General features: G+C 72.6%; 20 protein-coding genes and 1 pseudogene. 9 read left to right on the top strand and 12 right to left on the bottom strand.

Annotated features, from left to right (window positions below):
* The first annotated feature begins 5 nt into the window (after positions 1 to 5).
* Genes ACQB60_RS17810 through ACQB60_RS17800 form a run of 3 tightly spaced genes read left to right on the top strand, consistent with a single transcriptional unit; the run spans position 6 to position 3157 of the window.
* The gene (locus ACQB60_RS17810; RefSeq protein ID WP_496926957.1) at positions 6 to 803 is read left to right on the top strand and encodes an SDR family oxidoreductase; all 798 of its coding nucleotides are present in this window, start codon (positions 6 to 8) and stop codon (positions 801 to 803) included.
* Positions 800 to 2494 (top strand): class I adenylate-forming enzyme family protein, encoded by a 1695-nt coding sequence (locus ACQB60_RS17805; RefSeq protein ID WP_496926956.1) that lies wholly within the window; start codon positions 800 to 802, stop codon positions 2492 to 2494. The genes ACQB60_RS17810 and ACQB60_RS17805 overlap by 4 nt, the downstream gene beginning before the upstream one ends.
* Positions 2495 to 2542: 48 nt before the next feature.
* Positions 2543 to 3157 (top strand): TetR/AcrR family transcriptional regulator, encoded by a 615-nt coding sequence (locus tag ACQB60_RS17800; protein ID WP_496926955.1) that lies wholly within the window; start codon positions 2543 to 2545, stop codon positions 3155 to 3157.
* 30 nt (positions 3158 to 3187) lie between these two features.
* Here the strand turns inward: ACQB60_RS17800 and ACQB60_RS17795 are convergent, their stop codons facing one another.
* The 4 genes from ACQB60_RS17795 to ACQB60_RS17780 all read right to left on the bottom strand — a co-directional run bounded on the left by ACQB60_RS17795 (position 3188) and on the right by ACQB60_RS17780 (position 6709).
* Positions 3188 to 3835, bottom strand: a complete 648-nt coding sequence (locus ACQB60_RS17795) for an acetate uptake transporter (RefSeq protein WP_496926954.1) — start codon at positions 3833 to 3835, stop codon at positions 3188 to 3190.
* Between the two features lie 133 nt (positions 3836 to 3968).
* The gene (locus ACQB60_RS17790; RefSeq protein ID WP_496926953.1) at positions 3969 to 5192 is read right to left on the bottom strand and encodes an acyl-CoA dehydrogenase family protein; all 1224 of its coding nucleotides are present in this window, start codon (positions 5190 to 5192) and stop codon (positions 3969 to 3971) included.
* 6 nt (positions 5193 to 5198) lie between these two features.
* Entirely contained in the window at positions 5199 to 6245 is a 1047-nt protein-coding gene (locus ACQB60_RS17785; RefSeq protein ID WP_496926952.1) for a phosphotransferase family protein, read from the bottom strand.
* A gap of 167 nt (positions 6246 to 6412) precedes the next feature.
* On the bottom strand, positions 6413 to 6709 hold the full coding sequence (locus tag ACQB60_RS17780; protein WP_496926951.1) for a hypothetical protein: 297 nt from the start codon (positions 6707 to 6709) through the stop codon (positions 6413 to 6415).
* 139 nt (positions 6710 to 6848) lie between these two features.
* Here ACQB60_RS17780 and ACQB60_RS17775 point away from each other — a divergent pair, with 139 nt between their 5' ends.
* The gene (locus ACQB60_RS17775) at positions 6849 to 7823 is read left to right on the top strand and encodes an NADP-dependent oxidoreductase (RefSeq protein WP_496926950.1); all 975 of its coding nucleotides are present in this window, start codon (positions 6849 to 6851) and stop codon (positions 7821 to 7823) included.
* Positions 7824 to 7954: 131 nt separating this feature from the next.
* Here the strand turns inward: ACQB60_RS17775 and ACQB60_RS17770 are convergent, their stop codons facing one another.
* From ACQB60_RS17770 to ACQB60_RS17745, 6 genes are all read right to left on the bottom strand, one after another.
* Positions 7955 to 8263, bottom strand: coding sequence for a DUF202 domain-containing protein (locus ACQB60_RS17770; RefSeq protein WP_496926949.1), 309 nt, complete (start codon positions 8261 to 8263; stop codon positions 7955 to 7957).
* Positions 8264 to 8277: 14 nt separating this feature from the next.
* Positions 8278 to 8670 (bottom strand): YidH family protein, encoded by a 393-nt coding sequence (locus ACQB60_RS17765; protein WP_496926948.1) that lies wholly within the window; start codon positions 8668 to 8670, stop codon positions 8278 to 8280.
* A 33-nt stretch (positions 8671 to 8703) separates the two neighbouring features.
* Positions 8704 to 9255 (bottom strand): NUDIX hydrolase, encoded by a 552-nt coding sequence (locus ACQB60_RS17760; protein ID WP_496926947.1) that lies wholly within the window; start codon positions 9253 to 9255, stop codon positions 8704 to 8706.
* Between the two features lie 41 nt (positions 9256 to 9296).
* The gene (locus ACQB60_RS17755; protein WP_496926946.1) at positions 9297 to 10067 is read right to left on the bottom strand and encodes an SDR family oxidoreductase; all 771 of its coding nucleotides are present in this window, start codon (positions 10065 to 10067) and stop codon (positions 9297 to 9299) included.
* Positions 10064 to 10705, bottom strand: a complete 642-nt coding sequence (locus ACQB60_RS17750; RefSeq protein WP_496926945.1) for a TetR/AcrR family transcriptional regulator — start codon at positions 10703 to 10705, stop codon at positions 10064 to 10066. Before ACQB60_RS17750 ends, ACQB60_RS17755 begins: the two co-directional genes overlap by 4 nt.
* A gap of 161 nt (positions 10706 to 10866) precedes the next feature.
* Positions 10867 to 11763 (bottom strand): DMT family transporter, encoded by an 897-nt coding sequence (locus ACQB60_RS17745; RefSeq protein WP_496926944.1) that lies wholly within the window; start codon positions 11761 to 11763, stop codon positions 10867 to 10869.
* 194 nt (positions 11764 to 11957) lie between these two features.
* Here ACQB60_RS17745 and ACQB60_RS17740 point away from each other — a divergent pair, with 194 nt between their 5' ends.
* The 3 genes and pseudogenes from ACQB60_RS17740 to ACQB60_RS17730 form a co-directional block, all read left to right on the top strand.
* Positions 11958 to 13613, top strand: coding sequence for an FAD-binding dehydrogenase (locus ACQB60_RS17740; RefSeq protein ID WP_496926943.1), 1656 nt, complete (start codon positions 11958 to 11960; stop codon positions 13611 to 13613).
* Between the two features lie 137 nt (positions 13614 to 13750).
* Positions 13751 to 14416: a molybdopterin-dependent oxidoreductase gene (locus ACQB60_RS17735; protein ID WP_496927105.1), complete on the top strand. Its 666-nt coding sequence runs from the start codon at positions 13751 to 13753 to the stop codon at positions 14414 to 14416.
* Positions 14400 to 14996: pseudogene (locus ACQB60_RS17730) on the top strand (cytochrome b/b6 domain-containing protein); the annotation flags it as partial. The gene ACQB60_RS17735 and the pseudogene ACQB60_RS17730, both read left to right, overlap by 17 nt.
* A gap of 175 nt (positions 14997 to 15171) precedes the next feature.
* Here the strand turns inward: ACQB60_RS17730 and ACQB60_RS17725 are convergent.
* Both ACQB60_RS17725 and ACQB60_RS17720 read right to left on the bottom strand, forming a co-directional pair.
* On the bottom strand, positions 15172 to 16569 hold the full coding sequence (locus tag ACQB60_RS17725; protein WP_496926942.1) for a GntT/GntP/DsdX family permease: 1398 nt from the start codon (positions 16567 to 16569) through the stop codon (positions 15172 to 15174).
* A 50-nt stretch (positions 16570 to 16619) separates the two neighbouring features.
* Positions 16620 to 17135, bottom strand: a complete 516-nt coding sequence (locus tag ACQB60_RS17720) for a gluconokinase (protein ID WP_496926941.1) — start codon at positions 17133 to 17135, stop codon at positions 16620 to 16622.
* A gap of 132 nt (positions 17136 to 17267) precedes the next feature.
* On the opposite strand from ACQB60_RS17720, the gene ACQB60_RS17715 reads away from it, so the two are divergent.
* Together ACQB60_RS17715 and ACQB60_RS17710 are read left to right on the top strand one after the other, a co-directional pair.
* On the top strand, positions 17268 to 17969 hold the full coding sequence (locus tag ACQB60_RS17715; protein WP_496926940.1) for a FadR/GntR family transcriptional regulator: 702 nt from the start codon (positions 17268 to 17270) through the stop codon (positions 17967 to 17969).
* A 71-nt stretch (positions 17970 to 18040) separates the two neighbouring features.
* Positions 18041 to 18460 carry a YchJ family protein gene (locus tag ACQB60_RS17710; RefSeq protein ID WP_496926939.1) on the top strand — a complete coding sequence of 140 codons (420 nt, stop codon included), beginning with the start codon at positions 18041 to 18043 and terminating at the stop codon, positions 18458 to 18460.
* Positions 18461 to 18705: the final 245 nt, after the last annotated feature.

Below are 18705 nucleotides of genomic sequence, written 5' to 3'. Positions count from 1 at the left end.
CGAACGTGGAGAGCACGGAGAGCGTCCAGGACAGCTTCCGGGACAGCTTCCAGGGCAAGGGAGTTGTCGTCACGGGCGCCGGAGGCGGGATCGGGGCCGCCCTGGCCCGCCGCTTCGCCGCCGCCGGGGCGCGGGTCGTGGTGAACGACCTGGACGCCGGGCGGGCCGAGGCGGTCGCCGGGGAGATCGGCGGGACCGCGCTGCCGGGCGACGCGTCCGCGGTCGTGGCCGACGCGGTGGCCGCCCTCGACGGGCGGGTCGACGTGTACTGCGCCAACGCGGGCCTCGCCTCGGGCGGCACGGAAGCGGCCGACGCGGACGTGTGGGCCGCCGCGTGGGACGTGAACGTGATGGCGCACGTCCGGGCGGCGCACGCGCTGCTCCCCGCCTGGCTGGAGCGCGGCGAGGGCCGCTTCGTGTCGACGGTCTCGGCGGCCGGGCTGCTGTCCATGGTGGGCGCGGCCCCCTACAGCGTGACCAAGCACGGCGCGTACGCCTTCGCCGAGTGGCTCTCGCTCACCTACCGGCACCGCGGGCTCAAGGTCCACGCGATCTGCCCGCAGGGGGTGCGCACGGACATGCTCACGGCCGCCGGGTCCGCGGGCGAGCTGGTCCTCGCACCCACCGCGATCGAGCCGGCCGCCGTCGCCGACGCGCTCTTCGCGGGCATGGCCGAGGACCGCTTCCTGATCCTGCCGCACCCCGAGGTCGCCGCGTACTACCGGGCCCGGGCCGCGAAGCCGGACGACTGGCTGACCAACATGAACCACATCCAGCAGAAGTGGGAGGCGGCCGAGCGGTGACCGACGAGACCCTGCCCCCGCCCCCCGCCGCCTCCCTGTACGCGGCCAAGCCCTGGCTCGACCGCCTCAACGACGCCCAGCGCGCCCCCGTCACCCCCGCCCCCTCCCTGGTCCACGCCTTCGCGGGCGCCGTCGCCACGGCGCCCGAGCGGACCGCGCTCGCCTACTTCGACGGGCGGCTCAGCTACCGCGAGACCGACGCCCTGTCCGACTCGGTCGCAGGTCACCTGGCCGCCCGGGGCGTGGCCCGCGGCGACCGGGTCGCGATCCTCCTGCAGAACACCCCGCACTTCGTCATCGCGCTGCTCGGCGCCTGGAAGGCGGGCGCGACCGTGGTGCCCGTGAACCCGATGTACAAGGCGGGAGAGGTCGGACACGTCCTGGCCGACGCCGAGGTGGCCGCGCTGATCTGCGCGGACCGGGCCTGGGAGTCCTATCTGCGCGAGGCGGCCGCCACCAGTCCCGTACGCGTCGTCCTGACGGCCTGCCAGCTCGACCTGCAGAGCCGCGACGACCGGCGGGTCCTCGACTTCGCACGCCTGCCGCAGGCGGCCGACGCCGACGACCTGGTGGCCGTCGCCCGCGCGGGCCACAAGCCTCCGGCCGGCCGTGAACTGGGGCCGGACGACGTCGCGTTGATCAGCTACACCTCCGGCACCAGCGGCACCCCCAAGGGCGCCATGAACACCCACGGCAACATCGCCTACAACGCGGAGCGCCAGCGCACCGGCTCCGGCATACCCGAGGGCGCCTGCTACTTCGCGATGGCGCCGCTGTTCCACATCACCGGGATGGTCGCGCAGGTCGCCGGCTGCATCGCCAACGCGGGCACCCTCGCGCTCGCCTACCGCTTCGAGGCCGGGGTGGTCCTCGACGCCTTCGCCGAGCACCGGCCCGCCTACACCGTGGGCCCCTCCACCGCCTTCATGGCCCTGGCCGCGCACCCCGCCGCGACCCGCGACCACTTCGGCTCCTTCGTGATGATCTCCTCGGGCGGCGCCCCGCTGCCGCCCGCCCTGGTGGAGCGGTTCCGCGCCGCCTTCGGCCCCTACCTCCACAACGGCTACGGCCTCACCGAGTGCACCGCCCCCTGCGCCTCGGTGCCACCGGGCCTTCAGGCACCGGTCGACCCGGTCTCCGGGACCCTCGCGGTCGGCGTGCCGGGCCCCGAGACCGTCGTGCGCATCCTGGACGACCTCGGGCGCGAGGTGCCCTTCGGGGAACAGGGCGAGATCGTGGTGCGCGGTCCGCAGGTCGTGCCCGGCTACTGGCGGCGCCCCGACGCCACCGCCGAGGCGTTCCCCGAGGGTGAACTGCGCACCGGGGACATCGGGTTCATGGACACGGCGGGCTGGCTCTACGTCGTCGACCGCAAGAAGGACATGATCAACGCGTCCGGCTTCAAGGTCTGGCCGCGCGAGGTCGAGGACGTCCTCTACACCCACCCCGCCGTGCGCGAGGCCGCCGTCGTCGGCGTCCCCGACGCGTACCGGGGCGAGAGCGTCAAGGCGTACGTGAGTCTGCGGCCCGGCGCCGCGGCGACCGCGGACGAGCTGGCCGCGTACTGCAAGGAGCGGCTCGCGGCGTACAAATATCCGCGGGTCGTCGAGATCCTTCCGGAGCTGCCGAAGACGACGAGTGGGAAGATCCTCCGGCGGGAACTCCGTTCCCATGCGCACAAGACCACGTGAGCAACCGGATCACGTGTGCACAGAGTGACAGAAAGGCAGGTGGCGGCCGTGTCCACACCGACGTCCGCACCGGCGGAGGGCTCCGGCGGCGAGGGCACCCCGGTCCCGCAGCGGCTCCTGGCCGCCGCCACCCGGCTCTTCGCCGACCAGGGGTACGACCGCACCTCGGTGCAGGAGATCGTGGAGGCGGCCGGCGTCACCAAGGGGGCGCTGTACCACTACTTCGGCTCCAAGGACGACCTGCTGCACGAGGTGTACGCGCGGCTGCTCCGGCTCCAGCAGGAGCGGCTCGACGCATACGCCGACTCGGACGCCCCGGTCGAGCAGCGGCTGCGCGACGCCGCCGCCGACGTCGTCGTGACCACCATCGAGAACCTCGACGACGCGTCCATCTTCTTCCGCTCCATGCACCAGCTGAGCCCGGAGAAGAACAAGCAGGTCCGCGCCGAACGCCGCCGCTACCACGAGCGCTTCCGCGCCCTGGTCGAGGAGGGCCAGGAGGCGGGGGTCTTCTCCACCGCGACCCCCGCCGACCTGGTGGTGGACTACCACTTCGGCTCGATCCACCACCTGTCGACCTGGTACCGCCCGGACGGGCCGCTCACCCCGCAGCAGCTCGCCGACCACCTGGCCGACCTGCTGCTGCGGGCGCTGCGCCCGTGACGGCGGGCCCGGTCGGCGCCGTCGGTGCGGTCAGCCGAGCGGGAGCGCCTTGCGGCCCCACGTCTCGTTGGTGACGACGGCGAACGAGGTGTACCAGGCGGCGGCCGCGCAGAGCAGGCCGAGCCAGCCGCCGATGTGGCCGAGCGCGGTGGACTGCGCCAGGTCGCCGAGGGCCAGGAACAGGAACGTCAGCGACAGCGAGACGAAGACGACCTTGTGCGCGAGGTCGAGCTTCATCGCGGCCACGGTCATGTACAGGGTGAAGACGAACCAGGCGATCAGGAAGAGCCCGGTCGCCAGGTGCGCGTCGGCCGCGGGCAGCCCCGGCACGACGAACTTCACATAGCCCGCGAAGGCCATCCAGAACGCCCCGTAGGAGATGAACGCGGTCGTGGCGAAGGTGTTGCCGCGGCGGAACTCGAAGAGGCCCGCGACGAACTGCGCGAGACCGCCGTAGAACAGGGCGAGGGGCAGCACGACGGCGCTCAGCGCGGCGTTCGTGACCAGGCCGGAGTTGAACATGCTGAGCACGAAGGTGGTCAGCGCGAAGGCGGCGAGCCCGAGCGGGCCGGGGTTGGCGAGCTTCGGCGCCGGTGCGGCCGGGGTGACCGGGGTGACCGGAGCGGGGGCCACGGCTTCGGCGGCGGGGACGGGTGCTTCAAGCAGTGCGCTGGACATGGCAGAGGGGGGATCTTTCACTCGACGACCTGCCAACGTTACGCAGGCCGCCCGGCCGCCCCCGCACGGCGAAGGGCCCGACTCCCCGGACTTGAGTCGCCGGGGCGCCGGGCCCAAAGTCCCATCCGTCCCGTCAGAGGTACTGCTTCAGCTCCCGCCGCGCCAGCGACCGCTGGTGCACCTCGTCCGGACCGTCCGCGAGGCGCAGCGTCCGCGCCGCCGCCCAGAGCTCGGCCAGCGGGAAGTCCTGGCTCACCCCGCCCGCGCCGTGCAGCTGGACCGCCTTGTCGAGGATGTCGCAGACCGTGCGCGGCGTCGCGATCTTGATGGCCTGGATCTCCGTGTGCGCGCCCCGGTTGCCGACCGTGTCCATCAGCCAGGCCGTCTTCAGGACGAGGAGGCGCAGCTGCTCCACCGCGACCCGCGCGTCCGCGATCCACTCCCGCACCACGCCCTGCGCGGCCAGCGGCTTGCCGAACGCGGCGCGGGACACGGCCCGTCGGCACATCAGCTCGATGGCGCGCTCCGCCATGCCGATAAGGCGCATGCAGTGGTGGATGCGGCCGGGGCCGAGCCGGGCCTGCGCGATGGCGAAGCCGCCGTTCTCCTCGCCGATCAGGTTCTCCACCGGCACCCGCACCCGGTCGAACACGACCTCCGCGTGCCCGCCGTGGTAGTGGTCCTCGTACCCGAACACCTGCATGGCGCGCCGGACTTCGAGCCCCGGGGTGTCGCGCGGTACGAGCACCATGGACTGCTGGCGGCGCGGGTCGGGGGAGTCCGGGGCGGTCTTGCCCATGACGATGAAGATCTTGCAGTCCGGGTTCATCGCACCGGAGATGTACCACTTCCGCCCGGTGATGACGTACTCGGCGGGATTGTCGGGGGCCCGCTCGATGTGCGTGGTGATGTTCGTGGCATCGGAGGAGGCCACGTCCGGCTCGGTCATCGCGAAGGCCGAGCGGATCTCCCCGGCGAGCAGCGGCTCCAGCCACCGCTTCTTCTGCTCCGCGGTGCCGAACTGCGCCAGCACCTCCATGTTGCCGGTGTCGGGCGCCGCGCAGTTGAGGGCGGTCGGCGCCAACTGCGGGCTGCGGCCGGTGAGTTCGGCGAGCGGGGCGTACTGGAGGTTGGTGAGTCCGGCGCCGTGCTCGGCGTCCGGAAGGAAGAGGTTCCACAGGCCGAGCCCGCGCGCCCGCGCCTTCAACTCCTCGACCACGGGCGGCGTGTCCCACGGCGAGGCGAGCCGTGCGCGCTGCTCGTGTGCGACGGCCTCGGCCGGGTACACGTACTCGTCCATGAAGGACCGGAGCGTGGCCCGCAGCTCCTCGGTGCGCGCGTCGTACGCGAAGTCCATGGTGGCTCAGCCTTCCTGAAGGGTCGTCAGTCCGTGTTCGATGAAGACCGGGACCAGCTCCCCGATCCGGTCGAAGCCCGCGCCGACCGTCTGCCCGAGCGTGTAGCGGTAGTGGATGCCCTCCAGGATCACGGCGAGCTTGAACCAGGCGAACGCCGTGTACCAGGAGACGGCGGACACATCGCGCCCCGACCGCGCCGCGTACCGCTCGATCAGCTCGGCCGGATCCGGGTGCCCGGGGGCCGAAGCCGTCGTGGAGATGGGGGAGCCGGGCAGATCCAGCTTCGCGCTGTACATCACCAGGAGGCCCAGATCGGTGAGCGGGTCGCCGAGCGTGGACATCTCCCAGTCGAGGACCGCCCTGATCCGGTCGGCGCCCGTCGCCGGATCCGGGCCGATCAGGACGTTGTCCAGGCGGTAGTCGCCGTGCACGACGGTGGCCGCGGGCGAGTCGGGCAGGCTGCGCCCGAGCGCCGCGTGCAGCTCCTCGATGCCGGGCAGCTCCCGGCCCCGGGAGGCGGCGAGCTGCTTGCCCCAGCGGCGCAGCTGCCGGTCGAGGAAGCCCTCGGGCCGGCCGAAGTCCCCGAGCCCGACGGCCTCCGGGGCGACGGCGTGCAGGTCGACGAGGGTGTCGACGAGGCCGAGCACCGCGCCCCGGGTCCGCTCCGGGCCGAGCGGCGCGAGCTCCTCGGCGGTGCGGTACGGGGTGCCGTCCACGAACTCCATGACGTAGAAGGGCGCCCCGAGCGCCCCGTTGTCCTCGGCGGCCTCGCACAGCAGCACCGGCTTCGGCACCGGCACGTCCGTCGGGTGCAGCGCGCTGATCACCCGGTGCTCGCGCTTCATGTCGTGCGCGGTGGCCAGGACGTGGCCGAGCGGGGGCCGCCGCAGCACCCAGCGGCCGGTGCCGTCGGTCAGGGCGTACGTGAGGTTCGACCGGCCGCCCTCGATGAGCCGGGCGGTGAGCGGGCCGGCCACCAGACCTGGCCGTGCGCGGTCGATCGCGGCGCGCAACTGGTCGAGGTCGAGCCCGGGCGCCTTGCCTGCACTCATCTTCGCTCCTGATCGGAAGAGGCGGTGCCGTCACGACAGAGGCGAGGTCGTCACGGCGTACGGACCCTCATGATGCCGACCAGTCGGTATGCCGTCCAGAGCGGGCCGGAAACGTGATCAGTATCGCGCCCCCGGCCCGCACGGCCGGGGCTGGGCCCAGCGGTGGCTCAGTGGTCGTCCCAGTGTCCGTCGTGCGCGGCGTGCCGGTGCCCGTCGTGGGCGTAGTCCACGTGATCGCCGTGGGCCACGGCCGCGTGTCCGCAGCCTTCGCCGTGCGTGTGGTCGTGCGCGTCGTGCCGGACGTGGCCGCTCGGCTCGCACTCGTCCCAGTGGTCGGTGTGCAGCCGGTGCATGTGGCCGTCGTGGGCGTAGTCGACGTGGTCGCCGTGCGGGACCTCCGGGTGTCCGCAGGCGGGGCCGTGGATGTGCTCGTGGACGGGGTGTTCGTGGTGCCGTGCGGTCATGACGTGCTCACTTCCGGACGTGCGGGAGGGGGTGGATTGACCCTCCCAGGCTAGCCCTGAATGCCCCCTTATCTCCCTTATGCAACCCTTGTTGATATTTGCACCACCTACTCCGAGACTCCTCAAAGAAGGCCAGCCCATGAAGGCGATCAGCTACCGCCAGTACGGCGGACCCGACGTCCTCGAGTACGGCGAGGTGCGCGACCCCAAGGTCGGACCGGACAGCGTCCTGGTGAAGGTCAGGGCCGCGGCCGTCAACCCCGTCGACTGGAAGTGCCGCGAGGGTCACCTCGACGGCATCCTGGACCCCGTCTTCCCCGTGATCCCCGGCTGGGACGTCGCGGGCGTCGTCGTCCAACCGGGCGCCGCCGTCACGGAGTTCGCCGTCGGCGACGAGGTGATCGGATACGTGCGCGAGGACTTCCTCTGCCGCGGCACCTTCGCCGAGTACGTCGCGGCACCCGTGCGCACCCTCGCCCGCAAGCCGCGCAACCTCAGCTTCGAGGAGGCCGCGGGGCTGCCGCTGGCCGGGCTCACCGCGTACCAGGTGATCGAGGACGCGCTGCGGGTCACCGAGGGCGACGTGGTGCTGGTGCACGCGGCGGCGGGCGGCGTCGGCTCCCTCGCGGTCCAGCTGGCCCGGCACAAGGGCGCCCGCGTCATCGGCACGGCGAGCGAGCGCAACCACGACTACCTGCGGGAGCTGGGCGCCGAACCGGTCGCGTACGGGGACGGGCTTGTCGGGCGGGTGCGCGAGCTGGTGCCCGAGGGGGTGGACGCGGCCTTCGACACCGTGGGCGGCGACACCCTCAAGGCGTCCGCCGAACTCCTCGCGCCCGGCGGCCGGCTGGCGTCCATCGCCGACGGCTCCGTGATCGGGCTCGGCGGCCGCTACTGCTTCGTCCGCCCCGACGCGGCCGACCTGCGCCGCCTCTCGGAGCTCGCGGAGGCGGACGTGGTCACGGTGCACGTCTCCGACACGTTCCCGCTGGAGCGTGCGGCCGAGGCCCACCGGCTGAACGCGGAGGGCCGCACCCGCGGCAAGATCGTGGTCACGGTGGACTGGGAGGCGGAGCGGGACGACGAGGCGACGGCGGCGGCGCCGACGGACTGAAGCCGTCCGCGGCCGCCGTGAGTTCACTGTGCCCGTGAGTTCACTGTGCCCGTGTGCCCGTGTGCCCGTGTGCCCGTGTGCCCGTGTGCCCGTGTGCCCGTGTGCCCGTGTGCCCGTGGCGGCTGTGGCCGTCAGACGACCAGGGCCACCGCGCAGAGGGCGAGGGCGACGGCGCACAGCGCGGCCGCCGTCGCTGCCCGGGGCGCGAGCGGGGCGGGGCGGGCGGCGGCGAGGGCGAGCATCCTGCGGTGCGCCACCGTGAGGAAGCCGAGCCACAGCAGCAGACAGAGGGCGCAGCCGAGGGCGCCGACGACGGACACCCCGCCGCTCAGCAGGGTCTTCACGGCGAGCACGGCCGCGACGGTGCCCGACAGGGTCGTGCGCCGCCACGCGAGCCGGGTCCGCTCGGGCTGGAGCCCCGGGTCCCGGTCCTGGGTCACGGGGTCCGCCCCGCTCACCCCTCCCACCCGAAGAGCACCACCACGACCATGGCCACCGCGACGACGGCGACGGTCAGGCCGAGCAGGGCCGGGAAGCGCGAGGCGGGCAGGTCCTCGCCGCGCCGCATGGCCCGCTCGCAGCGCACCCAGTGGTTGACGGCGCGCAGGGAGCACAGCACGCCCGCCGCGAGCAGCGCGAGGGCGAGCCCGACGCGCCACCCCCAGCGCAGGTCGGGCAGGAACTGATCGACCGCGAAACCCCCGCCGATCAGCGCCATGGCGGTGCGCAGCCAGGCGAGGAAGGTGCGTTCGTTGGCGAGCGAGAAGCGGTAGTCGGGGGTGGCGCCCTCGTCGCGGATCCGCGCGGGCGCGAACCACAGCCGGAGGTTGTCTGCAAAGTTGCTCACGCCCGCACCCTACGGAATCCGCCCGTCAGGCCATCAGGCCGACCGGAACGCCCGCAGCCGCCGGTACGCGTCGAGCCCGTCCGGCACCCACTCCCACTCGCCGAGCCGCCGCTCCAGCTCCTCGTCCGTCAGGAACGCGTGCCAGGCGACCTCCTCGACCTGCGGCCGCACCGGCAGCTCGCAGCGCACCTCGTACAGATACGAGAACCAGGTCTTCCCGGCGCCGTCGTCGTAGAGGAACTTGAACAGCGGCGTGGGGAGCGGCAGTCCGCGCACCCCCAGCTCCTCCTCGGCCTCCCGCAGCGCCGCACGGTCATAGGACTCGCCCGCCCCGACCACGCCCCCCACGAACATGTCGTACATCGAGGGGAAGACCAGCTTGGTGGCCGTGCGGCGGTGCACGAAGACACGCCCCTCGGCGTCCCGGGCCTGGACGAAGACACAGCGGTGGCGCAGGCCCCGTGCGTACGCCTCGCCGCGCGGGACCTCGTCGACGACGTTGTCGTCCTCGTCGACGACGGTGATGACTTCGCGTGCGGGATCCTCGGGCCCCGTGGGCGGGGTGGCGGCGGCTTCGTCAGTCATGCCACCCATCCAACATCACGGCCCGACATCACGGCCCGACCTCACTGCCCCATGACGTACTTGACGGTGGGCCCGGCGGTCCAGCCGCCGTCGACGGCGAGCTCGGCGCCGGTCACGTACGAGGCGGCGTCCGAGAGCAGGAAGACCACGGCGCCCGCGATCTCCTCCGGCTCGCCGACCCGGCCCATCGGGGTGTTGGGGTACTTGCCCTCGCCCTGCTCGATGCCGACCTGGGCGGTCATCGGGGTGTACGTCATGCCCGGGTGGACCGAGTTGACGCGGATCCTGGCCGTGCCCAGCTCCACCGCCCCGATCTTGGTGAGTCCGCGCACGCCCCACTTGGAGGCCCCGTACCCGGCGGTGAGCCCGAGCCCCATCAGCCCGGCGGCGGACGAGATGTTGACGATGGAGCCGCCCCCGGCCTCCTTCATGGCCGGAATGACGCTCTTCATCCCGGCGAAGACCCCGGTGAGGTTGATGTCGAGGACCTTGCGGAAGTGCTCGACGGACTCCGACTCGAGGAACTGGCCGGTGGATATCCCGGCGTTGTTCACGAGCCCGTGGACCGCGCCGAACTCGGCGATGGCGAACGCGGCGACGCGCTGCCACTCCTCCTCGGAGGTCACGTCGTGCCGCACGAACCGCGCCCGCTCACCGAGCGCGGCCGCGGTGGCCTTCCCCTCCTCCTCGAGGACATCGGTGAGGACGACGTTCGCTCCGGCCTCGACGGCCTGCCGCGCGGCCTCGGCGCCGAGCCCGCGGGCGGCACCGGTGACGATGACGGTCTTGCCGGTCAGGTCATGCGTGTTCACTGCTCGCTCCTGATGGTGGGTTCCGGGGCCCCGAGCAGGGCCGCGGTGGTCTGGACGAGATCGGCGAGAAAGAGCTCCTCGCCGGTGAGGGGCGCGGCGCCGTCCAGGTACTGGCGGGCCCGGTCGCTCAGGGCGGCGCCGACGAGGGTGAGCGCGAGGTCGATCCGTTCGAGCCGCACGGCCTCGGGCAGCCCGAGCCGGGTGAGGCACTCCTCGACGCACTCGATGAGCCGCCAGTAGACGGTGCCTTCGAGGGTGGGGTGCGGGGTCCTGGCCCGGACGCCGCTCTCGTGGCTGAGCTGCGCGGAGACGAGGAGGCAGCGGCGGCCGCGGAGGGTGCGGAGCTCGGTGGCCTCGGCGGCGACGAGGGCGCCGAGCAGCGCGTGCAGATCGCTCTCGTCGGCGTCCCCGAGCGCGTCGGCGAGCACCTGCTCCGTCCGCTCCTGGCGCCCCGCCATCACGGCGTCGAGCAGCCCCTGGCGGGAGCCGAAGTGGTACTGGACGGCGGACGGATTGCTCTGCCCCGCGAGCCGCACGACGTCCCGGAGCTGGGCTCCGTGAACCCCCTGAGCGGCGAAGACCTCTTCGCCTGCCTGGATCAGCTTCTCGCGGGTGGCGGGACCGGATGTACGGGGCATGGGCCCATGGTAATGCTCACCATTAATATGTCGCGGGACGCGGCTACGGCCGGGGGAATTTCAGCCCGTCCGGCGTTTGAGGACGAGGCGCGAAGCGCCGATGGGGGCAAGGGGCGAAGCCCCAGGACGAGGGCGCCCCACCCACCGGGGCACCAACAGCGCTAAGGGCGCCCCACCCCAACCGGTTCCCGCCCCCCTTGCCGGGAGGCATCCGGCATGGCGGGATGCAGCCCCAGCAGCACCACCCCCACCACCACCCCCGCCAACCCCACGACCTCCCACGCCAACGCCCCCGCGTCGGTCCGCAGCCGGTCCCCGAGGAACCCCACCCCACAAGCGATTCCCGCCAACGGCTGCGCCGCGGTGAGCGCGGGCAGCGACATCCGCAGCGGCCCCGTCTCGAAAGCGCTCTGCACCAGCACGAGCCCGGTCACACCGAGGGCGAGCACCCCGTACGGCTGCCACCCCGTGAGGAGCGTGACCCAGCCGCCGTCCGAAAGCCGCTGCCCGCTGACCCGGGTGAGCGCGTCCTGCAGCCCGTACAGCAGCCCCGCCGCCACCGCGAGCAGCACCGGCGCCGCGCTCAGCCGGGACTTCTTCGCGTACGCCGTGAGCAGCAGCGCACCGCCGGCCATCACCCCGACGATCACCCAGTGCCGTACCGGATCGGAGACCGCCGTGCCGCCCTTCGGCTCACCCGCGACGATGAACGCCGTGACCCCGCCCGCGAGCAGCGCGAGCCCCGCCCAGCCCTGCCGGCCCAGCGGCTGCTTCGTCTGGCGCCGCGACAGGACGAGCGCGAACAGCAGGTTCGTCGCGAGCAGCGGCTCGACCAGCGACACCTCGCCCTGCCCGAGCGCGATCGCGCCGAGCACCATCCCGGCCACCATCAGCCCGATCCCGCCGAGCCAGCGCGGCACCCGCACCAGGTCGAGCAGCAGCCGCGGCGAGAGGAAGTCGCCCAGCGGGGCCCGCTCGGCGGCGTTCTGCTGGAGCACGAATCCGACGCCCAGACAGCAGGCCGCGCCGACGGCGAGGGTGAGAACCAGAACCGACACGTCGGGTACCTCAAGACTCAAGGCGGGCCAGCAGAGGGGTACTTGGGTGGGTACCCGGCCGACGATAGCGCCCTGAGGGCCACCTCGCCGCGCGAGTGCCCCGAACGAGCCGGTTGACGTCCGCCCCTCCGGTACCCAGGATCTGACCCACCAGTAACCATTCCGTCTGACCAGCAACCGGAGGCGCGGACCCCATGGCGTACGACGCAGATGTGATCGTGATCGGGGCGGGGCTCGCCGGGCTCGCGGCGACCGCGGAGCTGGTCGACGCGGGCCGGCGCGTGATCCTCCTGGACCAGGAACCGGAACAGTGCATCGGCGGCCAGGCGCACTGGTCGTTCGGCGGTCTCTTCTTCGTCGACTCGCCCGAGCAGCGCCGCCTGCGCATCAAGGACAGCCACGCCCTGGCCCTCCAGGACTGGCTGGGCACGGCCGCCTTCGACCGGCCCGAGGACCACTGGCCGCGCAAGTGGGCGGAGGCGTACGTGGACTTCGCGGCGGGCGAGAAGCGGTCCTGGCTGCACGGCCAGGGCGTGCGCTTCTTCCCGGTCGTCGGCTGGGCGGAGCGCGGGGGCTACGACGCGCAGGGCCACGGCAACTCGGTGCCGCGCTTCCACATCACCTGGGGGACCGGACCCGGCCTGCTCGAACCCTTTGTGCGGCGGGTGCGGGAAGGGGTGGCGCGCGGCCTCGTCCAGCTCAGGTTCCGGCACCGCGTCACCGGCCTCGGGCGCAGCGCGGGCGCCGTCGACACCGTGAGCGGCGACGTCCTGGAGCCCTCGGACGTGGAGCGGGGCAAGGCCAGCAGCCGTGAGGTGACGGGCTCCTTCGCGTTCACGGCCCAGGCCGTGATCGTCACGTCCGGCGGCATCGGCGGCAACCACGACCTCGTCCGCGCCAACTGGCCGGAGCGGCTCGGCACCCCGCCGGAGCGGATGGTCTCCGGGGTGCCCGCGCACGTCGACGGCAAGATGCTCGGCATCGCCGAGGGCGCCGGGGCGCACCTCATCAACCGCGACCGCATGTGGCACTACACCGAGGGCATCCAGAACTGGAACCCCATCTGGGACAACCACGGCATCCGCATCCTGCCCGGCCCCTCCTCGCTCTGGCTGGACGCGCGCGGCAACCGCCTCCCGGTGCCGCTCTTCCCCGGCTTCGACACGCTCGGCACCCTCGAACACATCATGCGCACCGGGTACGAGTACACGTGGTTCGTGCTCAACCAGCGCATCATCGGCAAGGAGTTCACGCTCAGCGGCAGCGAGCAGAACCCCGATCTGACCGGCAAGTCGGTGCGCGGCGTCATCGACCGGGCGCGCGCCGACGTCCCGGGCCCCGTCAAGGCGTTCATGGACAACGGCGTCGACTTCGTCGTGGAGAAGGACCTGGCCTCCCTGGTGCGCGGCATGAACGCGCTCACCAAGGAGCCGCTCATCGAGGAGGCCGGACTGCGCCGCACGCTCGCCGCGCGCGACCGCGAGATCGCCCACCCCTTCACCAAGGACCTCCAGGTCACGGCCATCCGAGGCGCCCGCAAGTTCCTCGGCGATCGCCTCATCAGGGCCGCGGCCCCGCACCGCATCCTGGACCCGAAGGCGGGCCCGCTCATCGCCGTACGCCTGAACATCCTCACCCGCAAGACCCTCGGCGGCCTCGAGACCGACCTGTCCTCACGGGTGTTGACCGAGGGCGGCGACCTGCTGGAGGGCGTGTACGCGGCAGGGGAGGCGGCCGGGTTCGGCGGCGGCGGAGTGCACGGCTACCGCTCCCTGGAGGGCACGTTCCTCGGCGGCTGCCTGTTCTCCGGCCGTACGGCGGGCAGGGCGGCGGCCAAGGCGGTGGGCTGAGGCGGCAGTTGTGACGGAACGCTGACGCGAGGGCGCCGTCCCTGGCCGTGCGGGCGGCGGGGTGCTCCAATCGGAGCGTGACCACGGAACAACCGGACGGCGGCGGCGCCCCCGCCGGCCGCCGCCTCGTCCTCGGCATGCTCGGCCTCGGCGCCCTGGGCGTCGCGGCCGCGCCCCCGCTCCAGCGCGGCCTGGAGTCCTTCCTCGGCGCCGCCTCCGACAAGGACCCCACGGGCCTCACCGACCTGCTGCCCAACGGCGGCGGCTTCCGCTACTACTCGGTGGCGGCGTCGGTCCCGCGCAAGAGCGAGACGTCGTACAGATTGAAGATCGACGGCCTGGTGGAGCACCCCACCGCCTACACCCTCGCCGACCTCCGCTCCCTGCCCCGGACCCGCCTGGTACGGGACGTCCAGTGCGTGACGGGCTGGCGGGTCCCGCACACCCCCTTCGAGGGCGTGCGCCTCTCCCGCCTCCTGGACACGGCGGGCGTGCGTCCCGACGCCCGGGCCGTCCGCTTCACCTGCTTCGACGGCACGTACAGCGAGAGCCTCACGCTCCCGCAGGCCCGCCGCGCCGACGTGTTGGTGGCCCTGCGGATGCAGGACAAGGACCTGCCCCACTCGCACGGCGGCCCGGTCCGCCTCTACGTCGCCCCCATGTACTTCTACAAATCCGCGAAGTGGCTCTCCGGCATCACGCTCACCGACGAGGTGGAAGAGGGCTACTGGGAGCGCCGCGGCTACGACGTGGACGCCTGGGTGGGCCGGTCGAACGGACGCGACGATGCCCCTACGCAGTGACGTGAGCACACAACTGCCGCACCGGGTGCGGAGGTTCACCCGCGCCGAGCGCTGGGTGCACCGCGCGACGGCCGCGCTCATGGCGGTCTGCGTGGCGAGCGCGGCCTGCCTCTACCTGCCCCAGCTCGCCCAACTGGTGGGCCGCAGAGCCCTGGTGGTGACCGTCCACGAGTGGTCGGGCCTCCTCCTGCCCGCCCCCTTCCTCCTGGGCCTGGCCTCCCGCGCCTTCCGCGGCGACCTCCGCCTCCTCAACCGCTACGGCCCCCACGACTGGCAGTGGCTGCGCCGCAGGGGCCGGGGCCGGGCGGGCAAGTTCAACGCGGGCCAGAAGCTGTACGCGGCGTGGCTGGCGGGCGCGGTCCTGGTGATGCTCGGCACGGGCCTGCTGATGTGGTTCACCCACCTCGCCCCGCTGGTGTGGCGCACGAGCAGCACCTTCGTCCACGACTGGCTGGCCCTGACCCTGGGGGTGGTGATCGCGGGCCATGTGGGGATGGCGGTGCGGGACCCGGAGGCGAGGAGGGGGATGCGGACGGGGAGGGTCGACCGCGAATGGGCTGCGCGGGAACACGAGTTGTGGGTGCGATCAGCACGCTCCGGGGGCCCTTCAGCCCGTCCGGCGTTTGAGGACGAGGCCGTTCAGGCCGACCGGGGGCCCAGGGGCGAAGCCCCAGGAAGGGTGCCCCAGGGCGACGGAGTCGCGGTACTCGGGAAGGGGCGGGACCGGGGAAAGGAAACCCCGCCCCCACCCGCCGCTAGATGACCAACGACAGCAACAGCACCAGCCCGCCCGCCACCACCGAGATGATCGTCTCCATCACGGACCACGTCTTCACGGTCTGCCCGACGCTCAGCCCGAAGTACTCCTTCACGAGCCAGAACCCCGCGTCGTTGACGTGGCTGAAGAACAGCGACCCGGCCCCGATAGCCAGTACCAGCAGGGCGAGGTGCGTGTCGGTCATCCCGGCGGCCAGCGGCGCGACGAGCCCCGCCGCCGACACGGTGGCGACCGTCGCCGACCCCGTGGCGAGCCGGATCACGACAGCGATCAGCCACGCGAGCAGCAGCGTGGGGATCGACCAGTCCTTGGAGATGTCCAGGACCATCTGCCCCACACCGGAGTCGATCAGCGTCTGCTTGAACCCGCCGCCGGCACCGACGATCAGCAGCACGCCCGCGATCGGCGCGAGCGACTTCTCGACGGTCGACTGCAGCCGCCCCTTCGTGAACCCGGCGGCCCGCCCCAGCGTGAACATGCCCACCACGACCGCCGCGAGCAGCGCGATCAGCGGCGACCCGACGACGTCGAAGACCCGCTGCACGGTGTCCTCGGGATCGTCGACGACGATGTCGACCAGCGCCTTGGAGAGCATCATGACGACCGGCAGCAGAATGGTCGCCACCGAGGCTCCGAAGCTCGGCCGCTTCTCCAGCTCCTCCGAGGCCCGCGCTGGAATCATCCGGTCAGGAGCGGGCACGTCCACCCACCGCGCGGCGAACTTCGAGAAGACCGGCCCGGCGATGACCACCGTGGGGACGGCGACCAGCACACCGAGCGCCAGCGTGATCCCCAGGTTGGCGTGGACCGCGTCGATCGCGACGAGCGGCCCGGGGTGCGGCGGGATGAGGCCGTGCATCACGGACAGACCGGCGAGCGCCGGGATGCCGATCCGCATCAGCGAGTAGTTGCCGCGCCGGGCGACCATCAGGACGACCGGGATCAGCAGCACGATGCCGACCTCGAAGAAGAGCGGAAGCCCGATGACGCTGGCGATCAGGACCATCGCCCACGGCATGGCCCGCCCGCCGGCCCGCGCCAGGATCGTGTCGACGATCTGGTCCGCGCCGCCCGAGTCCGCGAGCAGCTTGCCGAGGATCGCGCCGAGCGCGATGAGCACGCCCACGCCGGCGACGGTCGAACCGAGCCCGGTCGTGAAGCTGGCGATGGCCTTGTCGAGCGGGGCGCCCGCGAACGCGCCGAGCGCGAGGGAGCCGATGGTCAGCGCCAGAAAGGCGTGGACCTTGAACTTCGTGATGAGCAGGACGATGACGGCGATGCCCGCGAGGACGGCGATTCCGAGCTGGGCATGGCCCGCGGAGGTGATCGGCTCGACGGCGTCCGCTGCCAGCATCTCGACGCTGAGATGGGTCACGGTCTTTTCCTTGTACGAGGGGGTGGGTTACTGCGTGGAGGGGAGGGGGCTCAGCCGAGCCGAGCGAGAGCCGCGACGGCCCGGTCCGCGATCTCGTCGGGGCCGCCCGCCACATCGACGTCGACACCCGCCTCGTCCGCACCGAGCGGCTCGAGCGTCGCGAACTGCGAATCGAGGAGCGCCGCAGGCATGAAGTGCCCCTGTCGGTGCGCCATCCGGTCCTCGATGAGCTTCCGGTCACCGGTGAGGTGGACGAAGACGAGGCTGCCGGGCGCGGCCGCCCGCAGCCGGTCGCGGTAGCCGCGCTTCAGCGCCGAGCTGCTCACGACCCCGCCGAGCCCGGCGGCGGCACGGCCGTGCGCCCAGGCGCCGATGGCGTCGAGCCAGGGCCGGCGGTCCTCGTCGGTCAGCGGTGTCCCGGCCGACATCTTGGCGATGTTCGCCGGGGGGTGGAAGTCGTCGCCCTCGGCGTACGGAACGCCGAGCCGGGCCGCGAGCAGGGGGCCGATCGTGGTCTTGCCGGTTCCTGCCACGCCCATCACCACGACGACGTGGGGGGTGCTCATCGCTGCTGCCTCGCTGTCTTCATCGACATCGCTGTTCGCCTCAGGGAAACCCATTAGGTCAGACGAATTCAAGCCTCTGTGACGTAAAAGTCTGACTTATTGCTGAGGGGCCTCTCCTCGTAGGCTGACTCCATGACCGCTCAGGCCCGTGGCCTCCACGCCCGCGTACTGGAATCGCTCGGGCCCGCCATCACCGCGGGCGAGTATCCGCCCGGCAGCGTGCTGCGCACCGACGAGCTGGCCCAGCGCTTCGAGGTCTCGCGCTCGGTCATGCGCGAGGCGGTACGGGTCCTGGAGTCCATGCGCCTGGTCGAGTCGCGGCGCCGGGTCGGCGTCACCGTACGGCCGCTCGCGCAGTGGAACGTGTACGACCCGCAGGTCATCCGGTGGCGTCTCGCGGGCGTCGACCGGCCGCGCCAGCTGCGCTCGCTGACCGTCCTGCGCTCGGCCATCGAACCGGTCGCCGCCGGACTCGCCGCCGTCAACGCCACCGCCGAGCAGTGCGCCGAGCTCACCGAGTGCGCCCTCGGCATGGTCGCCCACTCCCGCGGCCACCAGCTGGAGGGCTACCTGAAGCACGACGTCGCCTTCCACCGGGTCATCCTCAACGCCTCCGGCAACGAGATGTTCGCGCGCCTCGGGGACGTCGTCGCCGAGGTCCTCACCGGCCGCACCGAGCACCAGGTGATGTTCGAGGACCCGGACCCGCCGGCCGTGACCCTGCACGTCCGGGTCGCCGAGGCGGTGCGCGAGCGGGACGCCGCGCGGGCGGAGGCGCTGACGCGGGAGATCGCGGTGGGCGCGCTCCAGGAGCTGGACGTGCTCGCGCCGTAGCCGTGGACGTGGACGTGGACGTGGCCGTGGCCGTGGCCATCGGCCGAAGGCGCTTCGGGGACAATGTCCGCATGGCCCGACGCAGCACCAGCAGCCCCCGCACCGCCCGCCCCGCCACCTGCCCGTGCGGCGCCCCCGCCCCGTACGAGAAGTGCTGCGGCCCCCTGCACCGGGGCGAGACCGCGGCCGCCACCCCCGAGCAGCTCATGCGCTCCCGCTACAGCGCCTTCGCGCGGCGCGACGAGGCGTATCTGCTGCGCACCTGGCACCCCGGGACCCGCCCGCCCCGCATCGACTTCGACCCGGCGATGTGCTGGGTCGGCCTGGAGATCCTGGACACCACCGAAGGCACCGCCTTCCACGCCACGGGCACCGTGACCTTCCGGGCCCGCTACACCGACGGCGGCCGCCCGGACGCGCTGCACGAGCGGAGCACCTTCGAGCGGGTCGACGGCGCCTGGGTGTACGTGGACGGCACCTTCATCGACTGACTCGAGCAAGGCCGCGGTCCGGGATGTCGCTCCGTCAACCAGCAGCTACGCGTGGTGAGTTGGCCGATGCAACCCGGCCAACCGGCGACGGGCGCTCCTGGGGCTGCTGAGCAGCCGAGGGCCGTACGGGTCGAACACCGGATCACCGCCCCGGGCCCGCCCGTGCCCGAGGCCCCGCCGACGGGCCCAAATGCCGCCGTACGCAGGTGAGTCGAGGTCCGGGGCGCCGGTGGACACATAGGCGG

This window comes from Streptomyces odontotermitis, from assembly GCF_050510915.1.
In the GTDB taxonomy this organism is placed as follows: domain Bacteria; phylum Actinomycetota; class Actinomycetes; order Streptomycetales; family Streptomycetaceae; genus Streptomyces.
This window is presented reverse-complemented; position numbering and strand designations above follow the sequence as displayed.